This is a genomic window from Bradyrhizobium genosp. L (assembly GCF_015624485.1).
Classification (GTDB): domain Bacteria; phylum Pseudomonadota; class Alphaproteobacteria; order Rhizobiales; family Xanthobacteraceae; genus Bradyrhizobium.
The window spans coordinates 6,149,555-6,175,684 of sequence record NZ_CP061378.1; the positions used below are offsets into that span (position 1 = coordinate 6,149,555).

Consider the following 26,130-nt stretch of genomic DNA (forward strand, 5'->3'; position numbering starts at 1 on the left):
AACCGGGGCCCCTTCCGACTAATCTAAAAGGGGGCCCGCCATGATTAACCTCTTCATCGCCAATACGGATAATTCCTGGTTCGACTTCCTCGCGGCGGAAAGTCGCTTGGCCGAGGTCAACTTTTGGTGGCCCGGGGAGACGAGTTTCAAGGCGCTACAGCGGGGCGAACTTCTCGTGTTTCGCTTGAAGAGCCCGCGCAACAAAATCGGCGGGTTTGGGGTCTTCAGCGACCACTGTTCCCTTCCGATCCAGATGGCTTGGGAGACATTCGGTCGGGCAAACGGGGTTTCATCTTTGGAGGGCTTGCGCAGCGCTATCGCTCGGCTGCGAACCAATGTAGCCATCGTTCCATCTACGGATATTGGCTCAACAGTGTTAGTTGAGCCAGTCTTTCTTCCCGAACATCTTTGGCTCGACCTTCCAGAATCGTGGTCGTCGAGTATTCAACGAGGAAAGCGCTATTCGACAGAGAGTGCCGATGGCTTGCGTCTGTGGGATCGCCTTCTGGAGGCGGCGAGATTGAGTACCGCGACCAATGTGGCTGGATTCCAGTCTCATGAGCAGGCCCGTTTCGGAACCCCAACTCTCATTGCACCGCGTCTGGGACAAGGCGCCTTCCGGGTTGCAGTGACTGAAGCATATGGCAGACAATGCGCGATAACTGATGGCAAGGTGCTCCCTGCCTTGGATGCCGCGCACATTAAGCCATACTCAGAAGGCGGGCATCACGCAAAATCAAATGGCATCCTATTGCGGAAGGATATCCATTCGGTTTTCGACGCCGGGTACGTGACGATCAAGGACGATCTGACCTTCTCGGTAAGCAAGAAGGTGAAAGAGGTCTTCAACAACGGAGAAGAATACCTGCGTTTGCATGGTCGTTCCGTTCGCCCACCCGAGCGCAAGGCGGATTGGCCAGACTTGGAGCTACTTCGTTGGCACAACAAAGACCGCTACCTGGGTTAGCGACTGCGGCCTCTCGCGGGCAATGGCTTATCACCGACCTCCATTCGTTAGACACGATCGACGACAATGAAACTCGGCTTCGAAGAATCACAAACGTCTTACACAAGTGGCTCGCAAAGCGCTCGCGCATGGACGGAGGCCTGGGTGAAGGCATGGGCCTACTGCCCGCATTGCGGCAGTGCGAAGATGTCGCAATTCGCGAACAATAGCCCGCTCGCCGACTTCCTCTGCGCATCGTGCAGCGAGGAGTTTGAGCTCAAAAGCCAGAAAGGCAAATTTGGCCCGAAGGTGGCGGATGGCGCCTACAAGACCAAATGTGAACGGCTGGCCGCCAGCAACAATCCGAACCTTCTCCTGATGAACTACGACCGTACGACGCTCTCTGTCGTCAATCTGCTGATCGTGCCAAAGCATTTCTTCGTCCGCGACATCATCGAAGAGCGAAAACCGCTCAAGGCGACGGCCCGCCGCGCCGGATGGATCGGGTCCAACATCCTGCTCGGAAAGGTCCCGGAGTCCGGTAAAATCCATATCGTTCAGAACGGCGTCATTCGAAACAAGGAGCTGGTCCTTGCCGATTGGCAAAAGACTCTGTTTCTTAGAGCGGAGTCGCTGGAGTCTCGCGGTTGGCTTCTCGACGTGATGAGGTGCGTGGAGTCACTCGGCAAGCCTGAATTCACTCTGGAGGAGGTGTATGCTTTCGAGCGACATCTTGGCGATCTCTATCCTGGCAACCAGAATGTCCGGCCTAAGATACGCCAGCAGCTTCAGTATTTGCGTGATCGTGGGTTTATCGAGTTCCTATCGCGAGGAAATTATCGCCTGAAGCCTTAAGAGGTTGGCATGGCTTGGTTTCTCAATTTTTACCGATGCGAGCACTGTGAGAAGCGATGGACCGACGAGTGGTCCTGCACGTGTGACGATGAGTGTCCGCGTTGTGGCGCGCGCGACATGACGCCCTTCAAGAGCGAGGACTTGACCGAACTGATCGAGCGGCACGGCGACGAATTTGTCGTGCTGCGTTCTCCGGAGTCGGCAGAAGATGATCCGAGGTATCGCGAGCTCGGCCGATTTCCGACTTACGCAAAGGCGGAAGAGTTTCTTGCTTCCACGGAGTTTGACTAGGCTGGCGGCTGCGGCGCGAGAACGCCTGGGCTCGCAGGACGCCGCTTCTGCGGCGTCCTGCATCCCGACGAAATCACCGCAACTCACGCAGCTATTCCCTGAAAGTAATATTTCCGATTGGCGCCATCATACGCCCCAGCCCGCATGCAGCAGACCTTGAAACCTACGTCCGGAGCCGCACGGGCACAGATCGTTGCGGCCGAGCTTTTCGCTCAGCTCGACGTCGCCATGGACGATGCGATGCCCGCGCTTGACATGGGTTTCTGAAGGGAAGGATTTCCGCCGCTTACGCGTGATGCTGAAAGCTGGGGAGGTTTTCGAGATCGCGATCGTTGCGCATGATGCCCTCCATTGGTTTGCGATCACGGCCAATTGCCGCGGCGCTCATCTAGCACAGGAGCGTTCGCGAGGGAACGCTCACGTCACGTCGAAGGCCGGATGATAGCTGACGTCTCCGCACGGCGACGTGCCATTGACCACGAGCCGCTGGAAGTACGGGCTCGGCCTGCCGCCATAGGTCAGTGCGGGATCGCTCACAAAGCCGAACTGGCCGTAGTAGGCGGGATCGCCGAGCACGACACAGCCGGCGGCATTCAATGCCACAAGCCGAGCCAAGCCTTCGCCGATCAGCGCGCGGCCGATGCCCTGGCGCTGCGTCTCCGGCACGACTGACACCGGGCCGAGGCCGTACCAATTCCCGACAGAGTGATCGATCTGCACCATCGAAAAGGCAACGTGGCCGACGCTAGTGCCGTCGTCGGAGATCGCCACCAGCGAGATCGTCAGCGCGCCGGCCGCGCGCAGCGCTTCGACGATGCGCGGCTCGGCGCCGCTGCTGTGAGGCGCTGTCGCGAAGGCGGCCGCCACGATCCGGCGGATCGCGGCGGCGTCTTCGTTGCGTTCGTCTCTGATCTGCATGCCGCAGTTAGGACACCGCTGCGACCGATGGCAAGAGGCTCACCCCAGACTTGCCGCCACCACTGCCAGCAGCGACATCATGATCACCGTCGTCATGAGCTGTAGCGAGACGCGCGGCCTGGACCGCCATTGCGCGATCTTGTCGGAGACCGAGAGGCTGGCGTCGTAGAACAGCGGCTCGTGGCCGTTCTGCATGCGGGGAAACCACGCTGCGAGCTTGGGTGCGATCAGCGCGTAGATGATGGAGGCGATCGCGACGAAGATGGCGGCGCCGCCGCGCTCGGTGACGATCTCGCGGGCGCCCATCACCTTCAGGATCAGCACCGCGGAGGCGAAGGTGGGCAGGCCCTGGAAGACGGCGCTCAACGCAAAGCCTTCGAGCCGGTTCTGCGCGGATGATTTCGGTGCAGCGACGGCGTTCATGGCGGTGGTCCTCTCTGGGCGACGCGACCAGTCTGTCGCGCCGGGCCCGAGGTTGCCGTGACGCGCGTCACACCGTGCGTCGCCGGGACGCGGATCGTTCATCGATCGCCGCGCAGGACCTCCGGTCCGTGGCAAATTCGACACGACGGGCAACTCACCAAAACCCAGCAAAACCTGTCAACCGGTCGCTCCGAAAATATTTCGGTTTATCGGCAGTCAATTTTGATGTATAGATTTGCCCGTCCCGCCCGACCAGAGGGGCGTGCGCACGTCACGAACGCGCGGCGGGATGCGGTGGACGGCTTGCTTGCGCGGACGAGCGCACGGCAAGGCGGACGGCGAAATCGTGCAGGCCTGACGCCCTAGTGGCAGGTGTCCCTCGCAAGATGCGCAAGCATCTTCGCGAGGCGGTGACAAGAAAGCCCAGTCTCACCGGGGAGAGCACGTATAAGCCGTAACCCATCGCGCAGGGAAAGCCGGATGTTTCCGGTTACACCTGTGGTCCTACCCCGGTGCTACCTTTATTGCACCGGGCCCATGGGTGCGATCGGCACCCGGCTTTCCCTGCGCCCTCTGATCGCAGAGCGGCGAAAACGAAGAGCAAGACTCGGGCAGGTCATGTCGCGAGAATGCGAAGTTGCGTCCAACATGCTGCTGTCGTCGCCCAAATGCGCAGGTGATGACATCGAACGGGCTGTTTGACAGGTGAATTGGATTTTCCTGATGTCGTCCCGGCGAAGGCCGGGACCCATCACCACCGAAGTCGATTGTTGCGCGACGATGGAATGACGAGTCCCGATCACAACTCCGGCTGCAGAGTATGGGTCCCGGCCTTCGCCGGGACGACAGCGGAGTGTGCGGCACCCGCAGCGCCCTACCCCGACCGCCGATTGCTGGTGTTCTGGGTCAGATTGCCGTGCGCGGCCTGTTCGCGGATGTTGTGCTTTTCGTCGTCGCGGTGGCCCTTGGTGGTGTCGAGCGGGACGCCGGGCGCGCTGCCGGGGCCCTTGTGGCTCTGGTTGTCGTCGGGGACGGGCTGGATGTTTTTGGTCTGAGGTTTCGTCATCAAGGTCTCCGTTGCGCAACGAGACAACGCCGCGCGAGCGCGCGGCGTTCCGGGACCGTGACTTCACAATCGATGCGGCGTTACAGCTTGCCCTGATCGCCGTGCTGATCCTGTTGCTGCTGCTGGCGCGCCTGCTGCTTGGCGTGGTGGCGGCCGTAGAGGCAGCCGGCGGCGGCGCCGAGCATGCCGTGATGGCCGGCATAATGGCCGGCGACGCCGCCGACGATCGCGCCCTTGACGCAGCCCTTGGCATCGGCGGGCGACGCCGCGGCAAGGGCCGTGACGGCAATGGCGGCAGCAAGAACGATTGATTTCATGATGTGGCTCCGTTGCGAGGTTGCCGGATCAACGGCGAAGCCACCCCGCCGGTTCCCATCGCGTGAACCGGAAAACCGCTGCGCGCGTCACACGTCCATGCTCTAACCGCGATCGCATTACAGACGAGGCTTTTCATGCCGCATCGATCCACTCTCCTGGTCGCGCTGGCGATCTGCGCCGCCGCGTTCTCCGCAGCGACACCCGCCCGCGCACAAGACAGCGACCGCGCGCTGCTTGCGACCTTCTGCGCCGCGGCCAACGTCAAGGGATCAGCCTGTTCGCGCGCAAGATCCTACCCGAACGCCGCCGGCCGCGCCTGCAACGTCAAGCTGACCAGGGAGCGTTACGCGGGGCGCTTCCTTGGCCCAGGCAATACGCTGCTTGCCGTCAACTATGAGAGCGAGTGCGAGGCGCACGTCAACGATTTCGGCGGCGTCGCGCTGTTCGAGCAGCGCAGTGGAGCGTACCGGTTCGTCCGCTTCCTGCCGGGCGTGCAGGGCCACGATTGCGTCGTGCTGCCGAAGGACGCCGGCCAGGACATGCTGATCTGCACGGTCGGTCACATGGGCCAGGGCGCGCTCGAAAGCGCGGTGGCGCGCATGGCGTTCACGAACAAGCCCGGCAAGGGCGTCGCGATCGCGCCCGACTTCCTGGTCAGGGCCGAGGACGATGTCGGCGCTTTCGGCGCCAATGTCGTCAACTGCAACGAGGGACCGAAATATTTCGGCCTCTCCAACCTCACCGCGGGGCCGCGTCCGAACACGGTGGCGGTCGACATCGACCTTGCCGACGACGAGACGATCCGCACCGCCTGCGGGAAGGGCTTTCCGAAGCTGGACGAGCTGTATCACGAGCTGCAATCCGGCGAGGCCTTTGTTCCGGAGGGCTACGGAAAGAAGCAGCGGTTCACGATCGATCTCGTGACGCGCAAGGTCGCGCCATCGCAGTAGCGCCGACCGCAACACTCGACCCACGATGCACGCAATGGTTGCCGAACCGAACCGCCCTCTCGCGCGTCCAACTATTGGTTGATTGTGGAACGGTTCCGTCCACAATGCGCAATCGGGAAGCAGAATCGGCGGAGTCGTCAATGGGCGAGGATCTCAACCGGCAGCGCGTGCTGAACTTCCTCGACGTCTATTATGCCGGCGGCATCGAGGGCGCGCTCGACCGCTGCAGCGACGACGTCACCTTCCTCGCCAATGCGCCGATCGACATCCTGCCGCATATGGGCCAGCACCGCGGCAAGGCCGCGCTGCGCCAGATGTGGACCACGATCCACGAGCGCTATTCCGACATGCGCTACGAGGCGCCGATCCTGGTGGCCGAGGGCGACAGGGTCGCGGCGCAACTGCGCGTGTTCTTCCGCAAGCGCAACAATGCGCGCGTGGTGCAGTTCGACGTCGCGGTGTTCTACAGCTTTCGCGACGGCAAGATCACCGAGATCCGCGAGATCATCGACACCTTCGACCTGGTGCAGCAGGTGCTGGAACGCGACGTCGCCACCCTGCTGACCGGCCGCGCCGAGGCTTAGGTCACTCCCCCTCCCCGCACGCGGGGCGCAGCAATCAGCCCCCGCGAATCCGCACGCCGACATTGAACCTCGCCGGCCCGGCGCCGACCTATCTACCGGGCTTGTTGCGGAATGTCGGGGCTGAACCGTCATGAAAATCGCGTTGCTGGCTCTGCTGGGCCTCGCCTTGGGCGCGCTCGGCGGCGCTGCGCTCGGCATCGGCGCCGGGCTCGGATGGATCTCGTTCTTCAAGACCACCGCGATCGATAGCGGCACGCTGGTGTTCTTCACCTTCATGCCGCTGGGTGCTGCGATCGGCGGCATCGGCGGCGCGCTGCTGTTCGCCGTGGTCGCGATCCGCGACGCCGAAATCGTGATCGAGCGCCAGCCGGCGCGACAGCGCGAGCGCTGAAGGGCAGGAAAGCTGCGGCTGGTGAGTAAGGCGAGCACGCTGGTCAGGCTCCCTCCCCCCTTGCGGGCTACGGGAGCCCCGAAAGTGATTCCCCGGAGTTTGTGAATGTGATTCAAGGCCTTTCGACCTGTTTGGACGAGAGGCCTGCGATGTCTTTTGGCGATGTTCGGGTTGCGGAGCGGGCTGATTGGCTGATCGAGCGGGTGGCGACGGCGGGGACGCTGGTGCTACGCAAATTGGGGGAGACGCGCGCGGGCGAGAAGGCCGTGCATCGGTTTCTGTCTTCGCCCCATGTTTCGGTCGATCGGATTGTGGAAACGTTGGCCGGGCGGACTGCGGTTCAATGCGCCGGTCGCCGCATTCTGGCTGTCCAGGACACGACCGAGATCAATTTTGGCGGTCGTGACAAGAAGCGGCGGGGCTTCGGACCTGCCGGCGATGGCCAAACCCCTGGCTTCTTCATCCATCCAGTGATTGCCGTCGATATCGAAAGCGAAGCCGTGGTCGGTCTTGTCGATGCGGCGATCTGGACGCGGTCTGCGGATCGCGTCACGTCGCGCCGCAATCGCGCGATCGAGGATAAGGAATCGGCGCGTTGGCTGTTGGGCTGTCAGGCCACGGCAAGCGTGCTGTCCGATGCCGCCGAGGTGACAATGGTGGCCGATCGCGAAAGCGACATTTACCTGCTGTTTGCCCGCAAACCGGAGCGGCTCGATCTGATCGTGCGCGCCGGTCAGGATCGATCTTTGCTCGGTGGGGGAACGCTCTTTGGGGCGCTTGCCAGTGCTGAAGTGCTGAGCAGAAGCGAGGTCCGCGTGGCGCCGCGCGGGCCTGGTGACAAAGGGCGCGTCGCGACCGTCGAACTCCGCGCGGGCTCGGTGCACATCGCCCGCTCACAAAGTCTGGGGCAATCCGAGGCGGCCGGCAGCGTCGAACTCACCTTGGTGGAAGCACGAGAGGTCGATGCGCCGTCAGGCAAGACGCCGTTGTTGTGGCGCCTACTCACGACCCGCACCGTCACTTGTGCGACCGAGGCTGAACACGTCGTCCGCCTCTATCGCTTGCGCTGGCGCATCGAACAAGTCTTCCGCGCCCTCAAGAGCGACGGCTTGGCCCTCGACGACAGCCAAGTCGTCGACGCCGAGCGGATGTTTAATCTGACCGCCATCGCGCTCGCTGGCGCGATTCGGACGATCCAGCTTGTCGATGCCAGAGACGGCAGCCTCCGCCCGGCAACCGATGTCATTGACGAAAGCTTCGCCGTCGCGCTCGAGCACCTGTCAAAAAAGCTCGAGGGCAAAACGCTACGGCAGAAAAACCCGCATCCTATCGGCTCGCTTGCCTTCGTCTCATGGATCGCGGCCCGTCTCGGCGGATGGAATTGCTACTACAAGCCTCCAGGACCAAAGACCATGCGCGACGGCTGGAACCGCCTTGCCGCAACACTCGACGGCTATGCCCTTGCTACACAGTCACAAAATCCGGGAATCCCCTAGCCCCTTGCGGGGGAGGGTTGGGGAGAGGGGTGGCCCCGGGCGAGATGAGTCTCGCTCTCGCAATCTCAGCCGCGTGGCGCTGGAGAGAGTCCCCGTGTGGACCCCTCTCCCCGCCCTCCCCCGCAAGGGGGGAGGGAGCCCGACTGGAGTACTCACCTAACAAGACCGGGCGAATCTCCCTGCCCGACAAGTGACCTGGTTCACACTCCGAAGGAATCCCCTGCAATTGTGCATTGCAAAATTGTCATTTGCGTTTTGGGCGATCCGGTCTATCTGAGGCCGCAATAGCGATGTGCAGCAACCTGGCACGGCGTCGGCGCTGACGCCCATGCCGGCCGTTTGCTTTGAAAATCCAGCTTCAGGACCACCACCAAAATGACAGAGCACAGCCTCTGGCGTTTTTCGCGCGCGTTGCATCGCGCGATCAACGAACGCCAGCTTTCAGACGTCGAGCCGCTGCTCGACGACGAGGTCGAATGGGCGATCTACGGGCCGATCGACCTGTTTTCGTTTTTCGGCGCGCGCCGCGGCAAAGCGGCGGTGCTCGAGGTGATCAAGCAGATCGCCGAGAATGTGCGGGTGCACCGCTTCGATCGTGAATCGATCATGCTGGGCACGGACTCCGCGGCCTCGATGATCCGCTACTCGCTGACGGCGCTCGACTCCAACAAGCCGATCTCGCTGCGGATTGCGCATTTCGCGCAGTTCAGGGACGGCCGGCTGACGAGCTTCCGCGTGCTGGTCGATACGTTCGACCTGGTCGAGCAGACCGTCGGCTATCCGATCCATCTGCCGCGCATGGCGGGCTGAACTTTCGCACGGTCCACGCGTTATCACGCGTTCGTCATGCCCGGGCCTTGCTCCGGCATCTGCGCCCGTTTTGCCAGCCCCGAACGGGCCGCGGCCGGGAAATTGCGCGAGGGCATTCGCGCGGTGCCCGGGCATGACGATCCCCTGCACACGATCTCTTGTCGGTCCCTTGCGTTCGCGGCCCCATTGCCACAATTTCGCACCACGGCATCAGCATGTTGCCGGCTTGGAATTTGCGGGCTGGGAATGACTTCGACATCAGGATTTGGCTGGGCAAGGCTGCTTGGCCGGACAAGGCTGCCGGTGCTGGCGGCCGGCTTTGGCTTGGCCGTCTATTTGGGCTCGGCGCTCGCCGCTTCCGCACAGACGCCGCCCGCCCAAGACAAGGTCGAGCAAGATAAGGCCGAGAAGCCCGACGAAGCGGCCGAGGAGGCCGCGCCGGACGCAGAGGCCCCGGCCGCCGAGGCCCCGGCGGCGGATGCCAATGCTGACATCATGAAGGACATCGACGAGAGCAAGCTCGACTGGAGCCAGCTCGACACCGATTCCACCTCGCTGCCGACACTGGCGCCGAGGCGCAGCGCGAAGCCCGCCAATACCGCGAACGGCGATCCGGCCTGGTCGACCAACACCAACGCCAACGGCACCTCGGCAGTATCGGTCAAGCAATCGCTCTCGCCGTTCCTCGACACTCGGATCGGCGCCGACATGACGGTCGCCAGGCAAGGCACGATGACGACGTCGGAGCAGATGTCGGAGCGGCTCGCCAATGGCGGCAGCCTGCCGCAATCCGGCGGCTCGGCCTGGGCCACGATCTCGGCCCCCGGCGTGGCTTCGGTGTGGGACAAGACCTCGGTCGAGGCCCGTGTCGATCCCGGCGCCGAGCAGAGCAAGCTCGGGACCTCGCTGAGCAAGCAGGTGCCGCTGTCGGACGATTATTCGCTGACCCTGAAGAACGGCTATACCGTCACCGAGCAGGGCACGGTGATGCCGGTGCCCGGCGTCATCAATCGCGCCACGCGCAGCTACGACACCGAGCAGTCGGCGAGCCTGTCGGTCAACGACACCGGCACCAGCATCACTGCGGGCCAGACCTCGAGCTTCGACGACAAATGGCTGCGCCGGGTCGGCGCCGAGCAGAAGCTGCTCGATGGCGTCACCGTCTCCGGCTCGGTCGGCGAGACCGCGCAGGGCACATTGAACAAGAGCATCTCGGCCGGCTTCAAGCGCTCATGGTGAACGGTTCGTTAGCCTTGTCGCGCTAAAGATCAGGCATTGCCGCAACTTGGCCCAGATGCGGTCAAATTCGGCGGGACTGATGGTTCCGCAACTTCATCAATTCGTCGTGCGGGGGACAGCCGCGCTTCGCTTCGCGAACAAGGGGAAAGCCGATGAACGCCACCAACCGTACCGAAGACGCCGAGCCGACGACGCCCGAGGTCGACAGCAACCTCGCTGCGGTCTCGGAGGTCGAAGCCGGCATCCGCGACTTCGTGCGCAACGACATCGCCTATCTGCGCCGCCCGGTCGCGAGCCAAGAGGCTGCGAGCGCGACCGCGCCGGTCGAGCCGAACACCGACGCCACCGTCAACAACGTCAACTCGCTGATCCAGCGCGTCGCCGGCACCTCGCTCGCCGAGATCGAGAAGCTGATCGGCGAGCTCGAGAGCCTGCGCGACCTGCTGCATGCCGAGGGCCAACGCGTCCAGCGCGAGATCTCCGGCTATGCCCAGCTCAGCCAGGCCGCGATGAAGTCGACCCGCATGATCGCCGACAACGTCTCGCAGTGGAAGCGCGCCGCCGACGGCCTGCGCAACAGCTGATCCGGGCTGTCACAAACCTGACGTCAAACGAAGCCGCCGCCTTCCCGATCGGGAGGCGGCGGTTTTGTTTTGTGAGTCCGTTGCCCAGACAACTTGCAGAATTTGATTTGAACTTTAAATGCGCAGCCCGCGACCAATGGCAGCCGTCATCACGCGGCGACCTTACGCGGTATTTGGGGCTGGGCAGGACTTCATGCAGAGCATTCGACCTGACAAGACCGATCCCATTCCGCTGCGCCGGCCGCAGGCGAGCGTCGGCACCATCATGATCCGGTTCGTCGGGCTGCTCGCGGCCGCAACCGTGGTGCTGGTGCTGATCTGGACCAGGTAGCTAAAAAATAAACGCGACGAGGATGACCTCATCGCGCCCAAAAAGAAAACTCGGTCCGGACGCAGCAAGCTGCGTCGATGGTTACTGCACGCTGAACTAGCGATCGATGCTCGCGGTGGTCTCGAGCGAATAATTGCCGTCGGCGAAGCCCTTCACGACCATTCCGGTCGCCAGCATCACCACCAGCGTCACTGTTGCGAAGATCACGCCGACCAGTTTCAGCGCGCTGCGATCTGCCATGGTCATCCCCTGACGTTCTTGCCCTTAATCCATAGGCAGGGACAAAGGTTCAAAATGCGTTAGCAAAAATTCAGTTCCAGGCAACGCACAACCGCAGGGGTCGGCAGCAGGAATCTGCTAACCATGGCCTTCCTGCAACAGATCAGATGCCCGCGGGCAACATCAGGAACCGGGATTGCGCCGCGGCACGAAGGCGGTGGCCAGGAACGAGAACACCACCTCGTCGCGCTGGTTCACGCCGGTGTTACGCGCCTGCAAAATGCCCCATTCGGGACGGCTCGACGAGGTGCGCTTGGTCTCGACCTCGTTGGTGAAGCTGATGGTGTCGCCTGAAAGCACCGGGCGGATCCAGCGCAATTCGCGAAACCCCGGCGACGGGCCCCAGACCGCGACCAGTTCGCCGCGCGCGGCTTCCTCCGCGGAACGCAGCTTGCCGTCGGCAACGAGCAGCTTCATGCAGACGGCCGCGACATGCCAGCCCGACGCGGCGAGCCCGCCGAACAGCGAGTTGCGCCCTTCCTCTTCAGAAAGATGAAAACGCTGCGGATCGAACTGCGCCGCGAAGCGCTTGATGTCTTCGGCGGTGAAGGTGAACGACCCGAACGCACGCCGCGCGCCGATCTCGATGTCCTCAAAGAACGCCATGCTGGAAGATTCCTGTTTTGGGCATGATCTTCTCGGAAAATCGCTTCACACTTTTCCGGATCATGCCCCGGCTCCATCGCGACGGCTGACGATGATCGGCGATTCCATCTCGCACAGCACCTCGCCCTTGGCATTGCGGATGGTACCCTTGAAGGTGACGATCCCGGTCGCCGGGCGGCTCTTCGAGACGCGGGCTTCGACCACGTCGACATCCAGCGTCAAATCGTCGCCCGGCCGTAGCGGCGCCATCCAGCGCATCTCGTTGACCCCGGGCGAACCGAGCGAGGCGGTGCGGCCGATGAAGCCGTCGAACAGCATCCGCATCATCAGCGAGCCGAGATGCCAGCCCGAACCGGACAGGCCCCTGAGCATGGATTTCTGCGCCGCCGCCTCGTCGAGATGCATCGGCTGCGGGTCGAATTCGGCGGCAAAGGCGATGATCTCCTCGCGCGTCACGTGGCGCGGGCCGAACGTCCCGAAGCGGCCGGGCTTGAAGTCTTCAAAGGTCAGCTGGGTCATGGATGAAGATAGTAGCCGGAAGGGAGCCCGATTGTGGCCGTTATTTGCCGCAATCACAACCTCGGCCGCTCGCATGGCTCGCCCGCGGCTTGCCCGGCGGGCGGATCAAGGTTAGCCCTTGGCCGCAGGGACAGGGTTTAAAACGAATCATTCGTTCGGCTTGCCGGGGAGAAGCATCGATGTTCGATTTCCAGGACCTCTTCCAGTGGGACAGGTTTATCACGCCCACGATCATCAAGACGTTCTACTGGCTCGTGATCGGCGTCATCGTGCTGTTCGGGATATCCGGCATCCTGTCCGCGCTCTCCGCCATGGCGATCAGCCCGTTCGTCGGCTTCATCCTGCTGCTGGCATCGATCGCCAGCGTCATCGTCGGCATCGTGTTCTCGCGCATCGTCGCCGAGTTCATCCTGATCGTCTTCCGCATCAACGAGCATCTCGGCGCGATCCGCGACCAGGGCAACATGCGCTGAAGCCGGCTCCGTGCCCGCCCCGGCTCCGGGTTAAGAGCCGGTGAATGCAACGCGGCCAAGTCGAGCGACGGCGCGAGCCGGACCTTAGCGTTTTGAGTGTAGGGCTGGCCCCTCAAGAAAATTTGGGGGAAACCAATGAACACCGTCATCCAGCACGACCCGCGCTATCCGAGCAGCCGGACCGCCCAACGCGTCAACGACGTGTTGATCGTGTCGTCGTTTGCGTTCTGGGCCACCGTCATCGCCTTCGTGCCGGTCATGGCCTATCATCTGCTCGCCGCCTGAGTGGTTAATCCGCGGTAGCACCCGTGGTCAAATGCAAGCGAAATTGCGGCCGGGATCTTAAAACCGGTCGCGTATCGTCTTCGCTGCCAAGAACAAAAACAACGCGGGGGCGTCGTGAAGTCGGACGTGCGTATTGCCGTGGGGTCCGGTCCTGCCAAACCGGGCTTTACGACTGAAGATATTTTGTGGGCTGTCGGCATCTGGTCTGTGATCCTGACCCTGGCGCCGGTGATTATTTTCTACATGCTGATGGTGGCGTAAGGCCACCACATCGTCATTGCCAGCCAACGGGTCGCGCGAAAGAGCGCCCGATGACAGGCTCCGCGAAGCAATCCATCGATCCGCGTTCGTGGAACGATGGATTGCTTCGCACGCGATGACGCGCGCACAAAAAACGCGCGGCAGCCGCGCGTTCTTCACCTCGGGCAAAGGCGGCGTGATTACGCCGCCTGCTTGTGCATCGCGCCGGAGGCCGACGCCGTGCCGCGGATCGCCTTGATCGAGCGTTCGATCGCGGCCCACAACCGATTGATCTCGGCGGCGGCGCGGCCTTCCGAAGAGTATTCACGCGCACCTTCACCCTGCCCGAGCGCCATCAGGAGATCGGCACGGTTGGTGATCTGGCCGCTCCACACCGGAGCACGGAACTTGGCCAGCGCTTCACGCGCGATCGCAACGATCGGGCTTTCGGCGTTGTCGCGCTGTGCCGGTGCGCCGTTGATCACGACCGCATAGGGCTTGCGCATCGAACGGCAGGTCTGGATGGTTTCCTGCACTGCGTTGACGTCGAACACGCCGGGCCGCGCCGGAATGATCACCATCGTCGCGTTCTTGATGGAATCGTCGACCACGGACGAGAGGTTCGGCGGCGTGTCGATGAACACCCACTCGATGCCGTCACGCTTGGCCTGCGCGATGATGCCGCTGACGGAGTTGACCGCCGTCTTGATCGGCGGTTCGTTGGTGCCACGCAATTTGTGCCAGAGAGTCAACGAGCCCTGCGGATCGGCGTCGATCAGCAGACAGGGCTTCGTTGCCTTGTGCACTTGCGCGGCAAGGTGAGCAGCCAGGGTACTTTTTCCCGAGCCCCCCTTACGCGAAGCGAAAACAATAACGTTCATACCTTGGCCTCCTCATTGACCCCAGGCGGCGAAAATGAATCAGCGCGTTGATTCGCGAAAGAAAAAAATCTTGCAATTCGCAAAGTAGCCAAGATTAGCGGTGCATTCTGGCTTTTGAGTCACACTCTGCACACGACACAACCGCAAATGGAAGCAGCGGCGGCGCGGTGTTCGCTGTGAAACGCAACGCGCGCTTCATGCGAGAAGCCGAGTCAAAACAACACGCTGCTGCGCGATCTCAAAGTATCGGACAAGTGCGCGCGATGCGGCGCTAGCGTTTTTCGGCAGCCTTGGCGCGCTCGCGCGCCGCCCATTTGCGTTCGATCCAGCCGAGCAATTGCGCGGTGGGTTTCTGCAGCAATGGCACATCCTGCGCGAACAAAAGGAGTCCGAGCGGCAGCATCCAGAGCCCGAGCACCGGCAGGAACGAGAAAATGCCGCCGAGGATGAGCAGGATCGCGAGCGGAATCCGCACATAGCGCGACGACGGCCTGCGCAGCCAGGCGACGAAGCGCGCCGGCCGCGGCGGAAGTTTTGCCTCGAACCAGGCGAAGTGCCGATCGATGTCCTGCTTGTAAAAGTCGCTCACGCGTCGTCTCCATCCGTGCGCGCAATGCGAAACCGAATTCGCAACAAGCGCACACCGGGCAGATGATGCTGCGTGACAGCGTCACAAGGCGTCAGTCTGTCGCGCATGGCGGCCTTGAAATGACCGCCAGATGAACCAACGCGCAGGCGTCGCGGAGGTCAGCGCCGCCACGCCGGCTCGTCGCCCCTTGATCCCGCGCTAGAGCATTTTCGGTTCTGATTGAATCAGAACCGAAGCTCTAGCTTTTTGTTTTGACGCGTTTTCTTCACGCGAACCGGTATCCACTTCGCTCGAAAACGCGCTAGACAATGTGCCAGCCGGGATCGACGGTGCCTGCGGCGGCGATGACGTGCGCATTCGCAATGTTGCCATTGTCCCAGATCGACGCCGACCCGTTGTCGTTGCGCCACACGATGTCGCTGTGGCCATTGCCGTCGAAGTCGCCGGTGCCGGCAATATGCCAGCTGCCGTCGACGACGCCCGCGGCGGCCACGACATGCGCGCTGGCGATCGCGCCATTATCCCAGATCGACACCGATCCATTGTCGTTCTGCCAGAGAATGTCGCTCTGGGTGTTGCCATCGAAATCGCCGACCCCTGCGATGTGCCAACTGCTCGCTACCACCCCGGCCGCGGCGATGACATGCGCCTTGCTGATGTCGCCATTGTCCCAGATCGAAACCATGCCGTTGTCGTTGCGCCAGAGAATATCGCTTTGGCCGTTGCCGTCGAAATCGCCGACGCCGGCGATGTGCCAGCTGCTGTCGACCGTCCCTGCGCCGGCGATGACGCGGGCGCCGTTGATGTCGCCATTATTCCAGATCGACACGGACCCGTTGGTGTTCTGCCAGAGGATATCGGTGCGGCTGTTGCCATCGAAATCCCCGGTTCCGACGATGCTCCAGCTCGGCGCCACGACGCCGGCGCCAGCGACCACATGGGCGCTCGCCATCGCGCCGTTGTCCCAGATGCTTACCGTGCCGTTGTCGTTGTGCCAGAGGATGTCGCTCTGGCCATTGCCGTCGAAATCGCCCGAACCTGCGATGTGGTAGCCGCTCGGAATGCTGCCGGCCGATGCGATGACGTGCGCCTGGTTGATCTGGCCGTTGTTCCAGATCGACACCATGCCGTTGTCGTTCTGCCACAACAGGTCGCTGTGGGCGTTGCCGTCGAAATCGGCCTTCTGTCGCGCCAGGATGAAATCGGCGGCCGTCAGCGTGGTCTTGTCGACGTTGTACAGCGTCAGCGAGTCCGCCCCCAGCGTGAGCGTCGCAGGCGAACCGGGATGGGTGTTGTTCAGCACGTCATTGAAGCTGTGCAGCGAAAAAAAGTTGGCGAGATAGATCCTGTCCTCACCATGGGTAAAATCGAGGATCGTGTCGGCCGAGCTGCCCGGACTGAAGACGAAGGTGTCGGGGCCGTGGCCGCCGGTGAACACGTCCGACAGCGAGTCACCCCGCAGCGTTTCGTTGACGCCGTTGGTCCCGATGGTCTCCCGCACCAGCCCATCGATCTGCATCCCGATGTGCGACCCGCCCGGATCGGTATTGCCGTCGGCGATGGCGGTGTTCAGGTCGGTCCATGCGGTCGCAAATTGTCCGCCGGCAAGCGCGGTCACCGCCGGCTGGTACTGCGTCCCGTCCTGTGTCTCGAGGTCGGCGCCTGCCACCTTGGTCATGGCGGTGGGATCGAAGATCGCAGCCGATATGTTGTCGTTCGCATCCCGCGTGCCGGCAAGCGTGCTGCTGACCCAGGTCAGGTCGAGAAAGCCGTTGGACAGGAGGGAGAGTGCCGGGTCGATGTGGTTACTGGTGTAAACCGTCCCGACCGTCTGATCACCGCGAAGCGCGCCGGTTGCAGTGTAGAAAGCGAGATGAAGATTGGCAGCGGACCCGCTTGCCGGCTGCACGTAGGCGATAGCGAAGCCACCGTCCTTCAGCGCGACGATATTCGAGTTGGAAAGGCCGCCGAGGTTGTTCAGCGCTGTCGGTGCGAGAACTCTTGCGCCGCTTGCGGTGTCGATTTCCATGAAGGCGTTATGCGCGCCATTCTGGTTGGATTCCGTAAAGGTCGTGACAATGTTGCCACCGCTGAGAACGGCAAAATTCAGCGAGGTCGGATCGATGTAGCCCGCGCCATCCCCGACCTGCCAGTGCGTCACCAAACTGAAATTGTAGGCGCTATCATAACCAACGATCGAAATCTGGGCTGGACCGTCCTCGGCCGTCAGGACAGCAAGCTTGTTGCCGGGCAACGCGGCGAGACGATCGGATGAATTAGAACCGGTCGCGACAGGCAGTATGCCCTCTTTGCTGAAAACGTGGTCGTAGCCCGCGCTACCTGTCCCCGACGGCGTGTAAATACCGAAGCCGGTATAACTGCCCGACAAGTCGCTCATCCAAACGGCAATGTAGTTGTTCGTCCCCGGCAGACTGAGGAGTGCCGGATTGAAGGAATACGAACTGATGTCGCTGCCACCGTAGCCGGCCGCTTGCGAGCCGTCGGAATTGAAGCGATTGACGAAAATGCTGTTCAGGATGGTTTCGAACGACGCCGGGTAGTAGCCATAGCCGAGGGCAATCGAGCCGTCGCCAAGCGTCGCCAGCGACGGCGCCACCTCCGATCCCTGGAAGACGTTGGCATTGATCGAACCGTCGAACTCCGATTTGACGTTCGCGATGTAATAGGAAACCGTGGTCATCCCAATTCTCCACGCAGTCGGAAATCGCCGGTGCGGCAAAGCCAGGCAATGAGCCGCCAATGAAGCGGCATTCAAGATGCGCGGACATGCGATGTCATCACCCGGGCGGGTGACGACGGGCGCGCAGGTGACCGCGGCTAGTGCGGTGCGGCAGCCGCCATCACAGCATCGGCTCTGATGCGATCAGAACCGACGTGCCGGCAGGTTTGGTAAGGATGGAAAGCTTCGTCAGTGCGCCGCCGGCTTCGCCGACTTCTTCGGCTTGCGCGGCTTGACGACCCTGTGCCTCTCCGCAACCGGTCGCCGCGCAGGACGCTCGACGACTTCGCGCGGTTCGGGCCCAAAGAACGCCCTGCACTGCGGCGACAACAGCGCCTTGTTCCTGATCATGCAGGCCGTGACACGATCGACGTCGGGGATATCAGAGTTGCAAAGCCGGAACGCATCCGGCGTGCACGCCTGCTGCTGATCGGCCGTGTAGGCTTGTGACGTGCCCGGCAGCAGCGCGATGCCGGCTGCCAGCGAAAGCGTCAACGCAAACGAAAATGTCCTCGAACCCGATATCCCCATGCGCGTCCCCCAACACGTCGTTTCGCGGGGAGTGTGGGTGAAGGGAGGGAGAAGTGCAAGCGGGCGAGATGACACGCGTGACGTGCCGCGAGCGGCGTGTCGGCCGGTGCTTTGGATGGTACAGTTGGGTGGGCTCGAACCACCGACCTCCTGTTCCACAGACACAACAAGGGCTCCGCCGGTGCTACGCTACTCTCGCCAATAATACGAAAATAGCAGCACTATCAACGAATAAGCTCGCCGTCCCCCGCCTTGCCCGCGCTGCAATTGGCGCTATGGTGGTAGCTACGTGGTAGCTACAGAGGCGATCAATGGCGGTTTCGAGTATAACGATCCGAGCAGTGCAAGCCCTCAAGCCGGGCCAGATTATTTGGGACGCAGACCATCGTGAAGCGGTCCGGGGCTTTGGCGTTCGGCGTCAGCGCGACCAGGCGACTTACGTCCTCAAGTACCGAGTGTTCGGTCGGCAGCGCTTCGTCACCATCGGTCCTCACGGTGCTCCGTGGACGCCCGAGCTGGCACGCAAGGAGGCCAAGCGGCTTTTGGGCCTGGTGGCCAATGGCAAAGACCCGGCGGACGAGAAAGCCAAGGCGCGCCTGCAGGCAGCTGACACGCTCCGGACAATCGCGGATCAATATCTCCGGAGTGCCCAACAAAGATTGAAACCCACGACCCATTCAGAAATTAAACGATACCTATTGGTCAGTTGGAAACCCCTGCATTCGATCTCCGTTTTCCAGATCACCCGGCGTCATATCGCGGCTCGTGTCGCTGGCCTCTCATCAGGTCATGGAACGGTTTCAGCAGCACGCGCCCGCACAGCCCTGTCGTCAATGTTCAACTGGGCTATTCGCGAAGGTCTCGACATTCCCGCTAATCCCGTTCTCGGCACTAATCGACCCGCCCAGCCGGGAAGCCGCGAACGGGTCCTCACGGAGACGGAGCTATCTGCAGTCTGGCGGGCCTGTGGCGACGACGATTACGGTCGCATTGTGCGCTTGTTGCTGCTCACAGCCCAACGCCGTGATGAGGTAGGCAGTATGCAATGGGCCGAACTTGATACCAGTTCGGGGCTCTGGACACTGCCAGGCGCCAGGACCAAGAACCATCGCGAGCACTTGCTGCCATTGGTTCCCGCCGCATTGGCCCTGCTCCCACCCCGCCGGGACGGCCGTGACTTCCTATTTGGTGACGGTCCCCGACGCATCGGTGACCCGCATCGTGGGTTCTCCGGCTGGTCGAAGTCGAAGACGGCGCTTGATGCGCGCATCGCGGAAGCCTTGGGCGAACCTCTGGCTCATTGGACAGTTCACGATCTTCGGAGATCTGCGTCCACGGTGATGGCCGACCGGCTTGGCGTGTTGCCACACATCGTGGAGGCGATCCTAAACCACGTCAGCGGCCACCGGGCGGGCGTTGCCGGGGTGTATAACCGCGCCCGGTATGCGGCCGAGATGCGCGAAGCGCTTAAACGCTGGGCAGAACACGTCGCAGCATTACCAGCCCAAAAGCCTGGACGTGCTGACACTGTGATAGCCGGCGCCGGCCTCTCTCATCCTGGTTTCTCCCAAGAGGCTACCGGGGTCCATTCTTAGTTCAAGGCCGGCCCGCGAGCGGTCGGGGGTTCGAGTCAGGAGACCGCTACAGTCCAAAACCCACTTTTGGGGATAGTGGGTCACGCATGGTAGCGGGGGACCGCTACATTGTTAGACCCACTATCTTGGATGCCCTGTTTTCCTATCGGCGGGCAGCCTAAGGCGCGAATCAGCCTGTTGACAGCTCGTCAAAGGCCGCCATCCACGCGCAATTCTTCGCCCCCAGAATAGTGCTCGAATAGTTCAAATCCCAGAGACGCAACCACCGATGCCGACATTCGCTGATGGTAGCCATTTGAGCCGTGAAGGCCGCACCGCTACGAGGAGCCGAACCGAATGGCGGAATCAAAACCTGCTTGATTTTCAATGATTTCAAAGCGCATTTGGAAAAACTGACGGAATTGGTATCCAATGATATCAATAGCCTAGCGGCCATTTCCAAATGAAGGTTCGCCACCCATGACCAGCCAGCGAAGCGTTCGGTCACGGTCCGTCCCTTGCGGACACATCGACAGGCGTAGTCAGCGCGAAGCGGTAGTGGAGCGCGGACAACCGGGCTTAAGGCTCTGCCGATTGATCAACGCCTTTGCAGTCAGCGCTCACGCGGCGGCGCGTTCATGCCGGGAGCCAGTCCGGGAATGATCTGCTCGGCGGACTTTGCCTCCGGCGCGACTTCGACAGGAATGGTTGCTGGTTGCGCCAGTTCCGGGGTTGTAACGGGCAGGCAATTTGGACGGGGCTGCGCCCCGGTGAAGAGATCGGCGACTTGATCCTCGGCGTTGTGCAGCAAGCGGCCGATCCAGTATGGGTGAATTCCCTCTGTTTCCTGCCCAACCGTGATGGTCGCGGTCATTCCGGAAACCAATGGGACGCCAGGCGGAATCCGATCGATGGCGATCCGAACGGGCACGCGTTGAGCGAGCCGTACCCAGGTGTAGACCGGATCCACATTTGGCAATCCTTGCGCCCCCGACGCCGCGTTCGATGCGCTGATGCCTCGAGTGACGGTGCTGACATGGCCAATGATCGGCTGAGCATAACCCATCAACTTCGCCTCGGCATGATCGCCAACACAAACCAGCGCCATCTTGGTCTCTTCGAAATAGCCATCGATCCAGAAGCTGTCCGCGTCGATGACCGAGATATTGCTCGTTCCCGCGTGCGCGAAATCGCCGACCCGCATCAGCATATTGGTGACATAGCCGTTCACGGGACTTAACACTTTGGTTCTTCGCAAATTGATCTCGGCTTGCGCGAGCTGCTGTTGCGCGACATCAAGCGCAGCTTTAGCCTGAACGGCATTGCCAGCATAAATCTGCTGTTCCTCCGGCGTGGTCGCCAGATCAGTCAGGTGCTGGCGGCGCTCGGACTGGAGCTGCTTGACCTGGAGGTCGGCTGCTCGCTGCCGCAGGGTTGCAGCGCCAGTAAGCCGGGCGACTTCAAAGTCGAACGGGTCGACGGTGTAGAGTACATCGCCCTTGTGAACGAACTGATTGTCGGCGACCCGTATGTCGACGATCTGTCCCGATATCTGTGGCGCGATATTGGCGACTTGCACGCGCACCGTGCCGTCGCGCGTCCAGGGAGCCATCACATATCGCTGCCACGTCAGAAGCGCCACAAGGATCGCCGCACGCGACCCTCAGCGTCGTGCAATGGTTCGCCACGCACGTTGAACCATCGATAGGCACCATCTGCGCCTCGAAATCGGCAATTGGCGGCGTGCGACGCCGTGGCTTCGAGGTTGCGCAACCAGGTTTCTACCTTGAACGCGATGTCGTCCGGATGAACCTTGTCCATCCACCCCCAACCGATGATCTCCTCGACGGGTGATCCAAGGTATTCGAGCAAACCTCTGCTGACGTAGTCGATGTCGCCGTCCGGCCTCGCTCTCCAAACAAGGGCAGGTATCGTCTGAATGGTTTCACGGAGCGTTAGCTCACTCTGCCGCAGTGCATCCTCGGCATGCCTGCGTTCCGTTACGTCGGTTGCAGTGCCGATGAACTCGATGAGCTCGCCGTCGTCACTGAGAACCGGATGACCTGAGGCATTAACGTGCCTGACTGTTCCGTCTGGCAGACGAACCCTGTACTCGGCGAAGGAATCGACTCTCTCGCGAAGCGCCTTCTCAAATCTCTCCTTTACCCAATCGCGATCCTCGGGGTGGATTTGCTGTCGAAAATTGTCTCGAGATGGTACGCTCTCCCGCGGATCCAATCCGAAAAGTCGGAACATTTCCTCGGAGCAGGACCTTTTCGGAGCGCGGATCCCAAGCCCAACTGCCCGTATGCGTCAGCTTCTGCGCTTCGGACAAGTAGGCCTCACTTCGCATCAGAGCATGCTCTGCGCGTTTGAGCTCTTCGATATCCAGGTTCACCCCGACCCATTGCAGCAAGGTCCCGTCGCTGGCCCGGAGCGGCTCGGCGCGACTGAGAAACCAGCGGTAGCCCCCCTGCGCGTTGCGAGCTCGGAAACTTACTTCACCTGCTTCGCCTGTGCGCAGGCAGGTTGACCAGACCTTGCGGGTTTCGTCGTGATCATCAGGATGCAAGAACGGGATATGGGCGTCCCACGCCGCGCCGGTATCGATGCCGAAGCGCAAGGCATGATCTTGCGGAAGACCAAGGTAGTCCGCCGTCCGCTTGTTCACAAAGGTAAGCCCGCCGGACGAGGTCGCGTACCATGTGTACGCTGGAATCACATTCAGCGTGGCTCGCAGTTGTTCCGGATCCGCAAGTACTCTGTTGTCACTGTTTGACATAGGTCTCTCGATGCCCGAACCCAACGTCGATCCTAGCAGGCGGCTTCATTCGGGCAGACCCGCACGCCTCATTGCGTCTTCGTATCGCAGTAGATCCTCCTGCCGATAGGGGCCGAGCACCTCTTTCAGATTCGATATGCGAAGTGTTGGGTTGACATGGCGCAACAGGGCCACCGCTTCGCGTGCCTCCTCTGTTCTTCCGGCCAGCACGTTGCTGGCCGCTTTGATCCGCAAGACCGCTTGATTGCTGGTACCGTCCTGGAAGGCCAAGGCCGACCAAGCGATCGCTTCGTCGTAGCGGTCCAGATAGAAGTAGCAATGCGCCATCCCGGCCTTGGCTATCGCGGTCAGCGGATCCAAGGGGCTTAGCCGGACCGCGCGCACGAACCGCTCGAGTGCGGCTTCACGCTCGCCCAACCAGTTCTTTATCCATCCGCCATAGTGCCAGGAATCCGCCAGGTTGGAATTCATCGCAAGTGCGCGATCAATCAAGCTTGAACCCGACTGCAGGTCGCCCGCACCGTATGCGAGCGCCCATCCGCTAAGGGACAGGGCCATCGCATCGTCTTTGCCCAGCACGACCGCCCGTTGGCTGAACTGCTTCACCTCGACGATCTCGTCCGAGGGTTCGGCGCTCCAGCCAAAAGCTTTTGCGCTCACATGACACAAAGCCACTCGTCCGTGCGCCGTGGCGAAATCCGGATCGACGTCGATGGCGCTCTTGAACAAGCGCAGCGCCTCGCTATTCGCGTGTCTGCTGAATTCGTAAAACTTCGCCAACCCTCGCAAATAAAGGGAGTAAGCGTCAAGACTTTCAGTCGGCTTGCGCCTGGCGCGGTCAATTTCGGCCTTCTCGATCGCAGGGGCGATAGCTCCGACGACACGCTCTGTCACCCGGTCCTGCAGCTCGAAAATGTCAGCGACGTCACCGTCGAACCGGTCGGCCCAAAGATGAGAGCCCGTTGCTGCATCAATGAGCTGTCCTGTGATTCGCAGTCGGCTTGCCGCTTTTCGGACGCTGCCCTCCAGGACATAGCGCACGCCCAATTCGCGTCCCACCTGCTTCACATCGACGGCACGTCCCTTGTAGGTGAAGCTCGAATTACGGGCGATCACGAACAGCGCCTTGAAATGGGAAAGAGCCGTTGTGATATCCTCTACGATACCGTCCGCAATGTATTCCTGTTCGGGATCGGCGCTCATGTTTTGAAACGGCAGTACCGCAATCGAAGGCTTGTCGGGCAATTGCAGCGATCTGCTGTATCGGTCCGACGATTGGATACTCTCCGCCGTCGAGGATGTAGATAAACGCGCGGCATAGATGCGCACCGGTCGATCGATGTTCTTCAGCCATTGTTCGCCGAGATCATCGAAAGCGAACGTCGTCTTGCCACGTACCTGTCGATACGCATCGTCCGAAAGGCACACCTTTCCGGGCTCGCATTCAGTCTCAACGCGCGCCGCGATGTTGACGCCGTCGCCATAAATGTCGTCGAGATCGACAATGATATCGCCGACGTTTATTCCAATCCGGAATTGGATACGCGGTCCCTCCTCTTTGGCTACTCGCTCGGCCATCTTCTCCTGGACCGCCATCGCGCACGTCACAGCATCGATCGCGCTGGCGAACTCAACCAGCATGCCGTCACCGGTGGTTTTGACGATGCGGCCATGGTGTTGGACAATGGACGGATCGACCACTTCGCGGCGGTGCGCTTTCAGAGCGGCAAGCGTTCCGACCTCATCGGCGCCCATGAGGCGCGAGTAGCCTGCGACATCAGCAGCAAGTACCGCCGCCAGTCGACGTTCGATGCGCTCCTTTGCCATAGAGGTCACCCAAACTCAGGTCAGCGCAGCATAGCCGCAAGTTCGAATTTTAGTGGCCGTGTTCGGCATCACTAATTCGCTTGACATTCTTCACTCCGAGCCGATCCGGTTCGGCATCACAGTAGTCGAGCTTGTTGAACTTCCGCAACGCCTCTATTGACGAAAAGCCGCAACAGGGAAAATTCAACCGCCGCACTCCCCGTTCATGAGCGATCGGAATCACCGCGGATATCACTCGGAGACTTGTTCGTCCACCGGTGGAACGCGCGCCTGAAATTCGCTGCATCGCTGAAACCGAGAGCCAGCGCGATATCTTCGTTGGCCAGCGCGGTGCTGCGGAGATATTTCAGCGCGATCTGCGTTCGCAGTTCGTCTCGCAGTCCGCGAAAGGAGAAGCCCTGCTGACGAAGCTGGCGCCGCAGCGATCGTTCGTTCATGCCGAGCAGCTTCGCGACGGCCTCAAAGCTCGGCGGGTTGGCGATATCGCGGAGCAGGAGCGCTCGGACCCGTCCGGCCACCCCCATCCGCAGCCTGAGGTCCCCAAGCAGGTCGTCGCATAGGGCCACGATGGTCGGGTACGTCGTCTTGTTGCCGAGATCCGCGCTCCGATCCAGCCATTGCGCCTCAAACACGATCTGGTTGGCCGACTGATCGAAGCGCACCGGGCATCCGACGATATCAAGCGGAAGATCGAAGTCCGGCGCCTGCGGATAGGCGAGCCTGATCTCGGAAGGCGTAAAAGTCGGCCCCATGATATCGCGCATCAGCGATATGTGGATGCCGATCTGCATTTCGGCGATGAACCGATAGAGCGCGGAATCGGCAAGCGCGTGCAGATTCGGTTCGATGGTCCATCGCGCGGACGTCTTGTCCTCCTGGAACTCGATCGTCGTCAGCGGCGCGGCGAGTGCGTGGCAGCGCATCGCGAATTCCATCGCCTTGCGAAAGTCGGGGCAGCAGAGCAAAGCGTAGCCGTACATTCCATAGGTCGAGATGTGGATCGATCCGCCGATCCGATAGGGCAAATGGCGATCCGTGGACAGGCGCAGCGCATTTCGACAGACGGCAATGAGCTGCGTCAGGGAAATCCGCGCATCCGGTGAATGGACGTCCGCGGCCGGGATATTCACGTCGCGCAGGATGTCGTCGGCCGGGACGCCATGATTCACCAGCATGTCGAAGACCGCGCCCAGCTTGGTGGTCTCATAGACCTTGTCGCTCGCGCCGACAGTCAGGATGTCGCTGCGGGAGCCCAAAGATGTCTTCAATTGCGTGGTTCGTCGCAAAGTGAACCAGCCTTTCGTCCAGTCCGGACACACGACACAACAGCACTCCAACCAAACCGTTCGCGAATACCGACGAACATAGCCGGTTCGCGGAACAACCCAAGGCATATCAACGAACCATTCTTGCTGCGAAGCAACAAGAGAACCTGCGACCAAGAACGCCAAATGGCAAAAGAGAGCAATCTCGGTAAAGACCGTTGCCCTCGATGAGAGCAGTCTGACCGGTTCAGACCCGGTCGCCGTCCGTTTCGGACCTTCACAAATCTCGGGCATCACGCGACGCTTCGGACTAATGTCGCGCGGTGGGACCGTCGTG

The 26,130-nt window shown here is 61.6% G+C and carries 33 protein-coding genes; 15 read left to right on the top strand and 18 right to left on the bottom strand.

From position 1 onward, the window contains the following. Positions 1–40: 40 nt before the first annotated feature. The 3 genes from IC762_RS29260 (at position 41) to IC762_RS35400 (ending at position 2,092) form a co-directional block, all read left to right on the top strand. A complete protein-coding gene (locus IC762_RS29260; protein WP_195785627.1) occupies positions 41–967 on the top strand; it encodes an HNH endonuclease in 927 nt (308 codons plus the stop codon). Positions 968–1,033: 66 nt separating this feature from the next. Further along, a complete protein-coding gene (locus IC762_RS29265; protein WP_195785628.1) occupies positions 1,034–1,801 on the top strand; it encodes a DpnI domain-containing protein in 768 nt (255 codons plus the stop codon). Between the two features lie 141 nt (positions 1,802–1,942). Beyond that, the gene (locus IC762_RS35400; RefSeq protein WP_246801284.1) at positions 1,943–2,092 is read left to right on the top strand and encodes a hypothetical protein; all 150 of its coding nucleotides are present in this window, start codon (positions 1,943–1,945) and stop codon (positions 2,090–2,092) included. A 126-nt stretch (positions 2,093–2,218) separates the two neighbouring features. Here IC762_RS35400 and IC762_RS35695 read toward each other — a convergent pair whose 3' ends face one another. From IC762_RS35695 to IC762_RS29295, 5 genes are all read right to left on the bottom strand, one after another. After that, positions 2,219–2,458: an SEC-C metal-binding domain-containing protein gene (locus tag IC762_RS35695; protein ID WP_349629758.1), complete on the bottom strand. Its 240-nt coding sequence runs from the start codon at positions 2,456–2,458 to the stop codon at positions 2,219–2,221. A gap of 51 nt (positions 2,459–2,509) precedes the next feature. Beyond that, positions 2,510–3,010: a GNAT family N-acetyltransferase gene (locus IC762_RS29280; RefSeq protein WP_195785630.1), complete on the bottom strand. Its 501-nt coding sequence runs from the start codon at positions 3,008–3,010 to the stop codon at positions 2,510–2,512. A gap of 39 nt (positions 3,011–3,049) precedes the next feature. After that, on the bottom strand, positions 3,050–3,433 hold the full coding sequence (locus tag IC762_RS29285; protein ID WP_195785631.1) for a hypothetical protein: 384 nt from the start codon (positions 3,431–3,433) through the stop codon (positions 3,050–3,052). Positions 3,434–4,307: 874 nt separating this feature from the next. Then, a complete protein-coding gene (locus IC762_RS29290; protein WP_246801285.1) occupies positions 4,308–4,499 on the bottom strand; it encodes a hypothetical protein in 192 nt (63 codons plus the stop codon). A gap of 80 nt (positions 4,500–4,579) precedes the next feature. Then, the gene (locus IC762_RS29295; protein WP_195785633.1) at positions 4,580–4,816 is read right to left on the bottom strand and encodes a hypothetical protein; all 237 of its coding nucleotides are present in this window, start codon (positions 4,814–4,816) and stop codon (positions 4,580–4,582) included. Between the two features lie 135 nt (positions 4,817–4,951). Here IC762_RS29295 and IC762_RS29300 point away from each other — a divergent pair, with 135 nt between their 5' ends. From IC762_RS29300 to IC762_RS29335, 8 genes are all read left to right on the top strand, one after another. Then, positions 4,952–5,767, top strand: a complete 816-nt coding sequence (locus IC762_RS29300; RefSeq protein WP_195785634.1) for a hypothetical protein — start codon at positions 4,952–4,954, stop codon at positions 5,765–5,767. A 140-nt stretch (positions 5,768–5,907) separates the two neighbouring features. Beyond that, positions 5,908–6,351 carry a nuclear transport factor 2 family protein gene (locus IC762_RS29305; protein ID WP_195785635.1) on the top strand — a complete coding sequence of 148 codons (444 nt, stop codon included), beginning with the start codon at positions 5,908–5,910 and terminating at the stop codon, positions 6,349–6,351. 130 nt (positions 6,352–6,481) lie between these two features. Further along, complete coding sequence (locus tag IC762_RS29310) at positions 6,482–6,742, top strand: hypothetical protein (RefSeq protein ID WP_195785636.1); 261 nt, start codon at positions 6,482–6,484, stop codon at positions 6,740–6,742. 203 nt (positions 6,743–6,945) lie between these two features. Beyond that, positions 6,946–8,238: an IS4 family transposase gene (locus IC762_RS29315; protein ID WP_210338395.1), complete on the top strand. Its 1,293-nt coding sequence runs from the start codon at positions 6,946–6,948 to the stop codon at positions 8,236–8,238. 375 nt (positions 8,239–8,613) lie between these two features. After that, a complete protein-coding gene (locus IC762_RS29320; protein WP_195785637.1) occupies positions 8,614–9,048 on the top strand; it encodes a nuclear transport factor 2 family protein in 435 nt (144 codons plus the stop codon). Positions 9,049–9,294: 246 nt separating this feature from the next. Further along, the gene (locus tag IC762_RS29325; RefSeq protein WP_195785638.1) at positions 9,295–10,287 is read left to right on the top strand and encodes a hypothetical protein; all 993 of its coding nucleotides are present in this window, start codon (positions 9,295–9,297) and stop codon (positions 10,285–10,287) included. 152 nt (positions 10,288–10,439) lie between these two features. Beyond that, positions 10,440–10,871, top strand: coding sequence for a hypothetical protein (locus tag IC762_RS29330; RefSeq protein ID WP_195785639.1), 432 nt, complete (start codon positions 10,440–10,442; stop codon positions 10,869–10,871). Between the two features lie 193 nt (positions 10,872–11,064). After that, positions 11,065–11,202, top strand: a complete 138-nt coding sequence (locus IC762_RS29335) for a hypothetical protein (RefSeq protein ID WP_195785640.1) — start codon at positions 11,065–11,067, stop codon at positions 11,200–11,202. A gap of 96 nt (positions 11,203–11,298) precedes the next feature. On the opposite strand, the gene IC762_RS29340 is transcribed toward IC762_RS29335, so the two are convergent. From IC762_RS29340 to IC762_RS29350, 3 genes are all read right to left on the bottom strand, one after another. Next, the gene (locus IC762_RS29340) at positions 11,299–11,442 is read right to left on the bottom strand and encodes a hypothetical protein (RefSeq protein ID WP_195785641.1); all 144 of its coding nucleotides are present in this window, start codon (positions 11,440–11,442) and stop codon (positions 11,299–11,301) included. 162 nt (positions 11,443–11,604) lie between these two features. Next, entirely contained in the window at positions 11,605–12,087 is a 483-nt protein-coding gene (locus IC762_RS29345) for a MaoC family dehydratase (protein ID WP_195785642.1), read from the bottom strand. A gap of 60 nt (positions 12,088–12,147) precedes the next feature. Continuing rightward, complete coding sequence (locus IC762_RS29350; protein WP_195790333.1) at positions 12,148–12,606, bottom strand: MaoC family dehydratase; 459 nt, start codon at positions 12,604–12,606, stop codon at positions 12,148–12,150. 179 nt (positions 12,607–12,785) lie between these two features. Here IC762_RS29350 and IC762_RS29355 point away from each other — a divergent pair, with 179 nt between their 5' ends. From IC762_RS29355 to IC762_RS35630, 3 genes are all read left to right on the top strand, one after another. Next, positions 12,786–13,079 (top strand): DUF4282 domain-containing protein, encoded by a 294-nt coding sequence (locus tag IC762_RS29355; protein WP_195785643.1) that lies wholly within the window; start codon positions 12,786–12,788, stop codon positions 13,077–13,079. A gap of 135 nt (positions 13,080–13,214) precedes the next feature. Then, entirely contained in the window at positions 13,215–13,364 is a 150-nt protein-coding gene (locus IC762_RS29360) for a hypothetical protein (protein WP_195785644.1), read from the top strand. A gap of 126 nt (positions 13,365–13,490) precedes the next feature. Continuing rightward, entirely contained in the window at positions 13,491–13,625 is a 135-nt protein-coding gene (locus IC762_RS35630; RefSeq protein WP_283816293.1) for a hypothetical protein, read from the top strand. A 179-nt stretch (positions 13,626–13,804) separates the two neighbouring features. Here the strand turns inward: IC762_RS35630 and IC762_RS29365 are convergent, their stop codons facing one another. From IC762_RS29365 to IC762_RS29380, 4 genes are all read right to left on the bottom strand, one after another. Then, positions 13,805–14,485, bottom strand: a complete 681-nt coding sequence (locus IC762_RS29365; protein ID WP_195785645.1) for a ParA family protein — start codon at positions 14,483–14,485, stop codon at positions 13,805–13,807. Positions 14,486–14,756: 271 nt separating this feature from the next. After that, complete coding sequence (locus tag IC762_RS29370; RefSeq protein WP_195785646.1) at positions 14,757–15,074, bottom strand: hypothetical protein; 318 nt, start codon at positions 15,072–15,074, stop codon at positions 14,757–14,759. Positions 15,075–15,375: 301 nt separating this feature from the next. Continuing rightward, a complete protein-coding gene (locus tag IC762_RS29375) occupies positions 15,376–17,775 on the bottom strand; it encodes a hypothetical protein (protein ID WP_195785647.1) in 2,400 nt (799 codons plus the stop codon). A 228-nt stretch (positions 17,776–18,003) separates the two neighbouring features. Then, a complete protein-coding gene (locus tag IC762_RS29380) occupies positions 18,004–18,309 on the bottom strand; it encodes a hypothetical protein (protein WP_246801286.1) in 306 nt (101 codons plus the stop codon). A gap of 347 nt (positions 18,310–18,656) precedes the next feature. On the opposite strand from IC762_RS29380, the gene IC762_RS29385 reads away from it, so the two are divergent. Continuing rightward, a complete protein-coding gene (locus IC762_RS29385) occupies positions 18,657–19,940 on the top strand; it encodes a tyrosine-type recombinase/integrase (RefSeq protein ID WP_246801287.1) in 1,284 nt (427 codons plus the stop codon). Between the two features lie 169 nt (positions 19,941–20,109). Here IC762_RS29385 and IC762_RS29390 read toward each other — a convergent pair whose 3' ends face one another. The 6 genes from IC762_RS29390 to IC762_RS29415 form a co-directional block, all read right to left on the bottom strand. After that, positions 20,110–20,427 (bottom strand): hypothetical protein, encoded by a 318-nt coding sequence (locus IC762_RS29390; protein WP_195785649.1) that lies wholly within the window; start codon positions 20,425–20,427, stop codon positions 20,110–20,112. Between the two features lie 105 nt (positions 20,428–20,532). Beyond that, positions 20,533–21,561, bottom strand: a complete 1,029-nt coding sequence (locus IC762_RS29395; protein ID WP_433995856.1) for an efflux RND transporter periplasmic adaptor subunit — start codon at positions 21,559–21,561, stop codon at positions 20,533–20,535. Beyond that, entirely contained in the window at positions 21,549–22,157 is a 609-nt protein-coding gene (locus IC762_RS29400) for a PAS domain-containing protein (protein ID WP_195785650.1), read from the bottom strand. The genes IC762_RS29395 and IC762_RS29400 overlap by 13 nt, the downstream gene beginning before the upstream one ends. Further along, entirely contained in the window at positions 22,069–22,701 is a 633-nt protein-coding gene (locus IC762_RS29405) for a PAS domain-containing protein (RefSeq protein ID WP_195785651.1), read from the bottom strand. Before IC762_RS29405 ends, IC762_RS29400 begins: the two co-directional genes overlap by 89 nt. 45 nt (positions 22,702–22,746) lie before the next feature. Next, positions 22,747–24,528 carry an adenylate/guanylate cyclase domain-containing protein gene (locus IC762_RS29410; protein ID WP_195785652.1) on the bottom strand — a complete coding sequence of 594 codons (1,782 nt, stop codon included), beginning with the start codon at positions 24,526–24,528 and terminating at the stop codon, positions 22,747–22,749. Between the two features lie 203 nt (positions 24,529–24,731). After that, entirely contained in the window at positions 24,732–26,087 is a 1,356-nt protein-coding gene (locus IC762_RS29415) for an AraC family transcriptional regulator (protein WP_246801709.1), read from the bottom strand. Between the last annotated feature and the right edge of the window lie 43 nt (positions 26,088–26,130).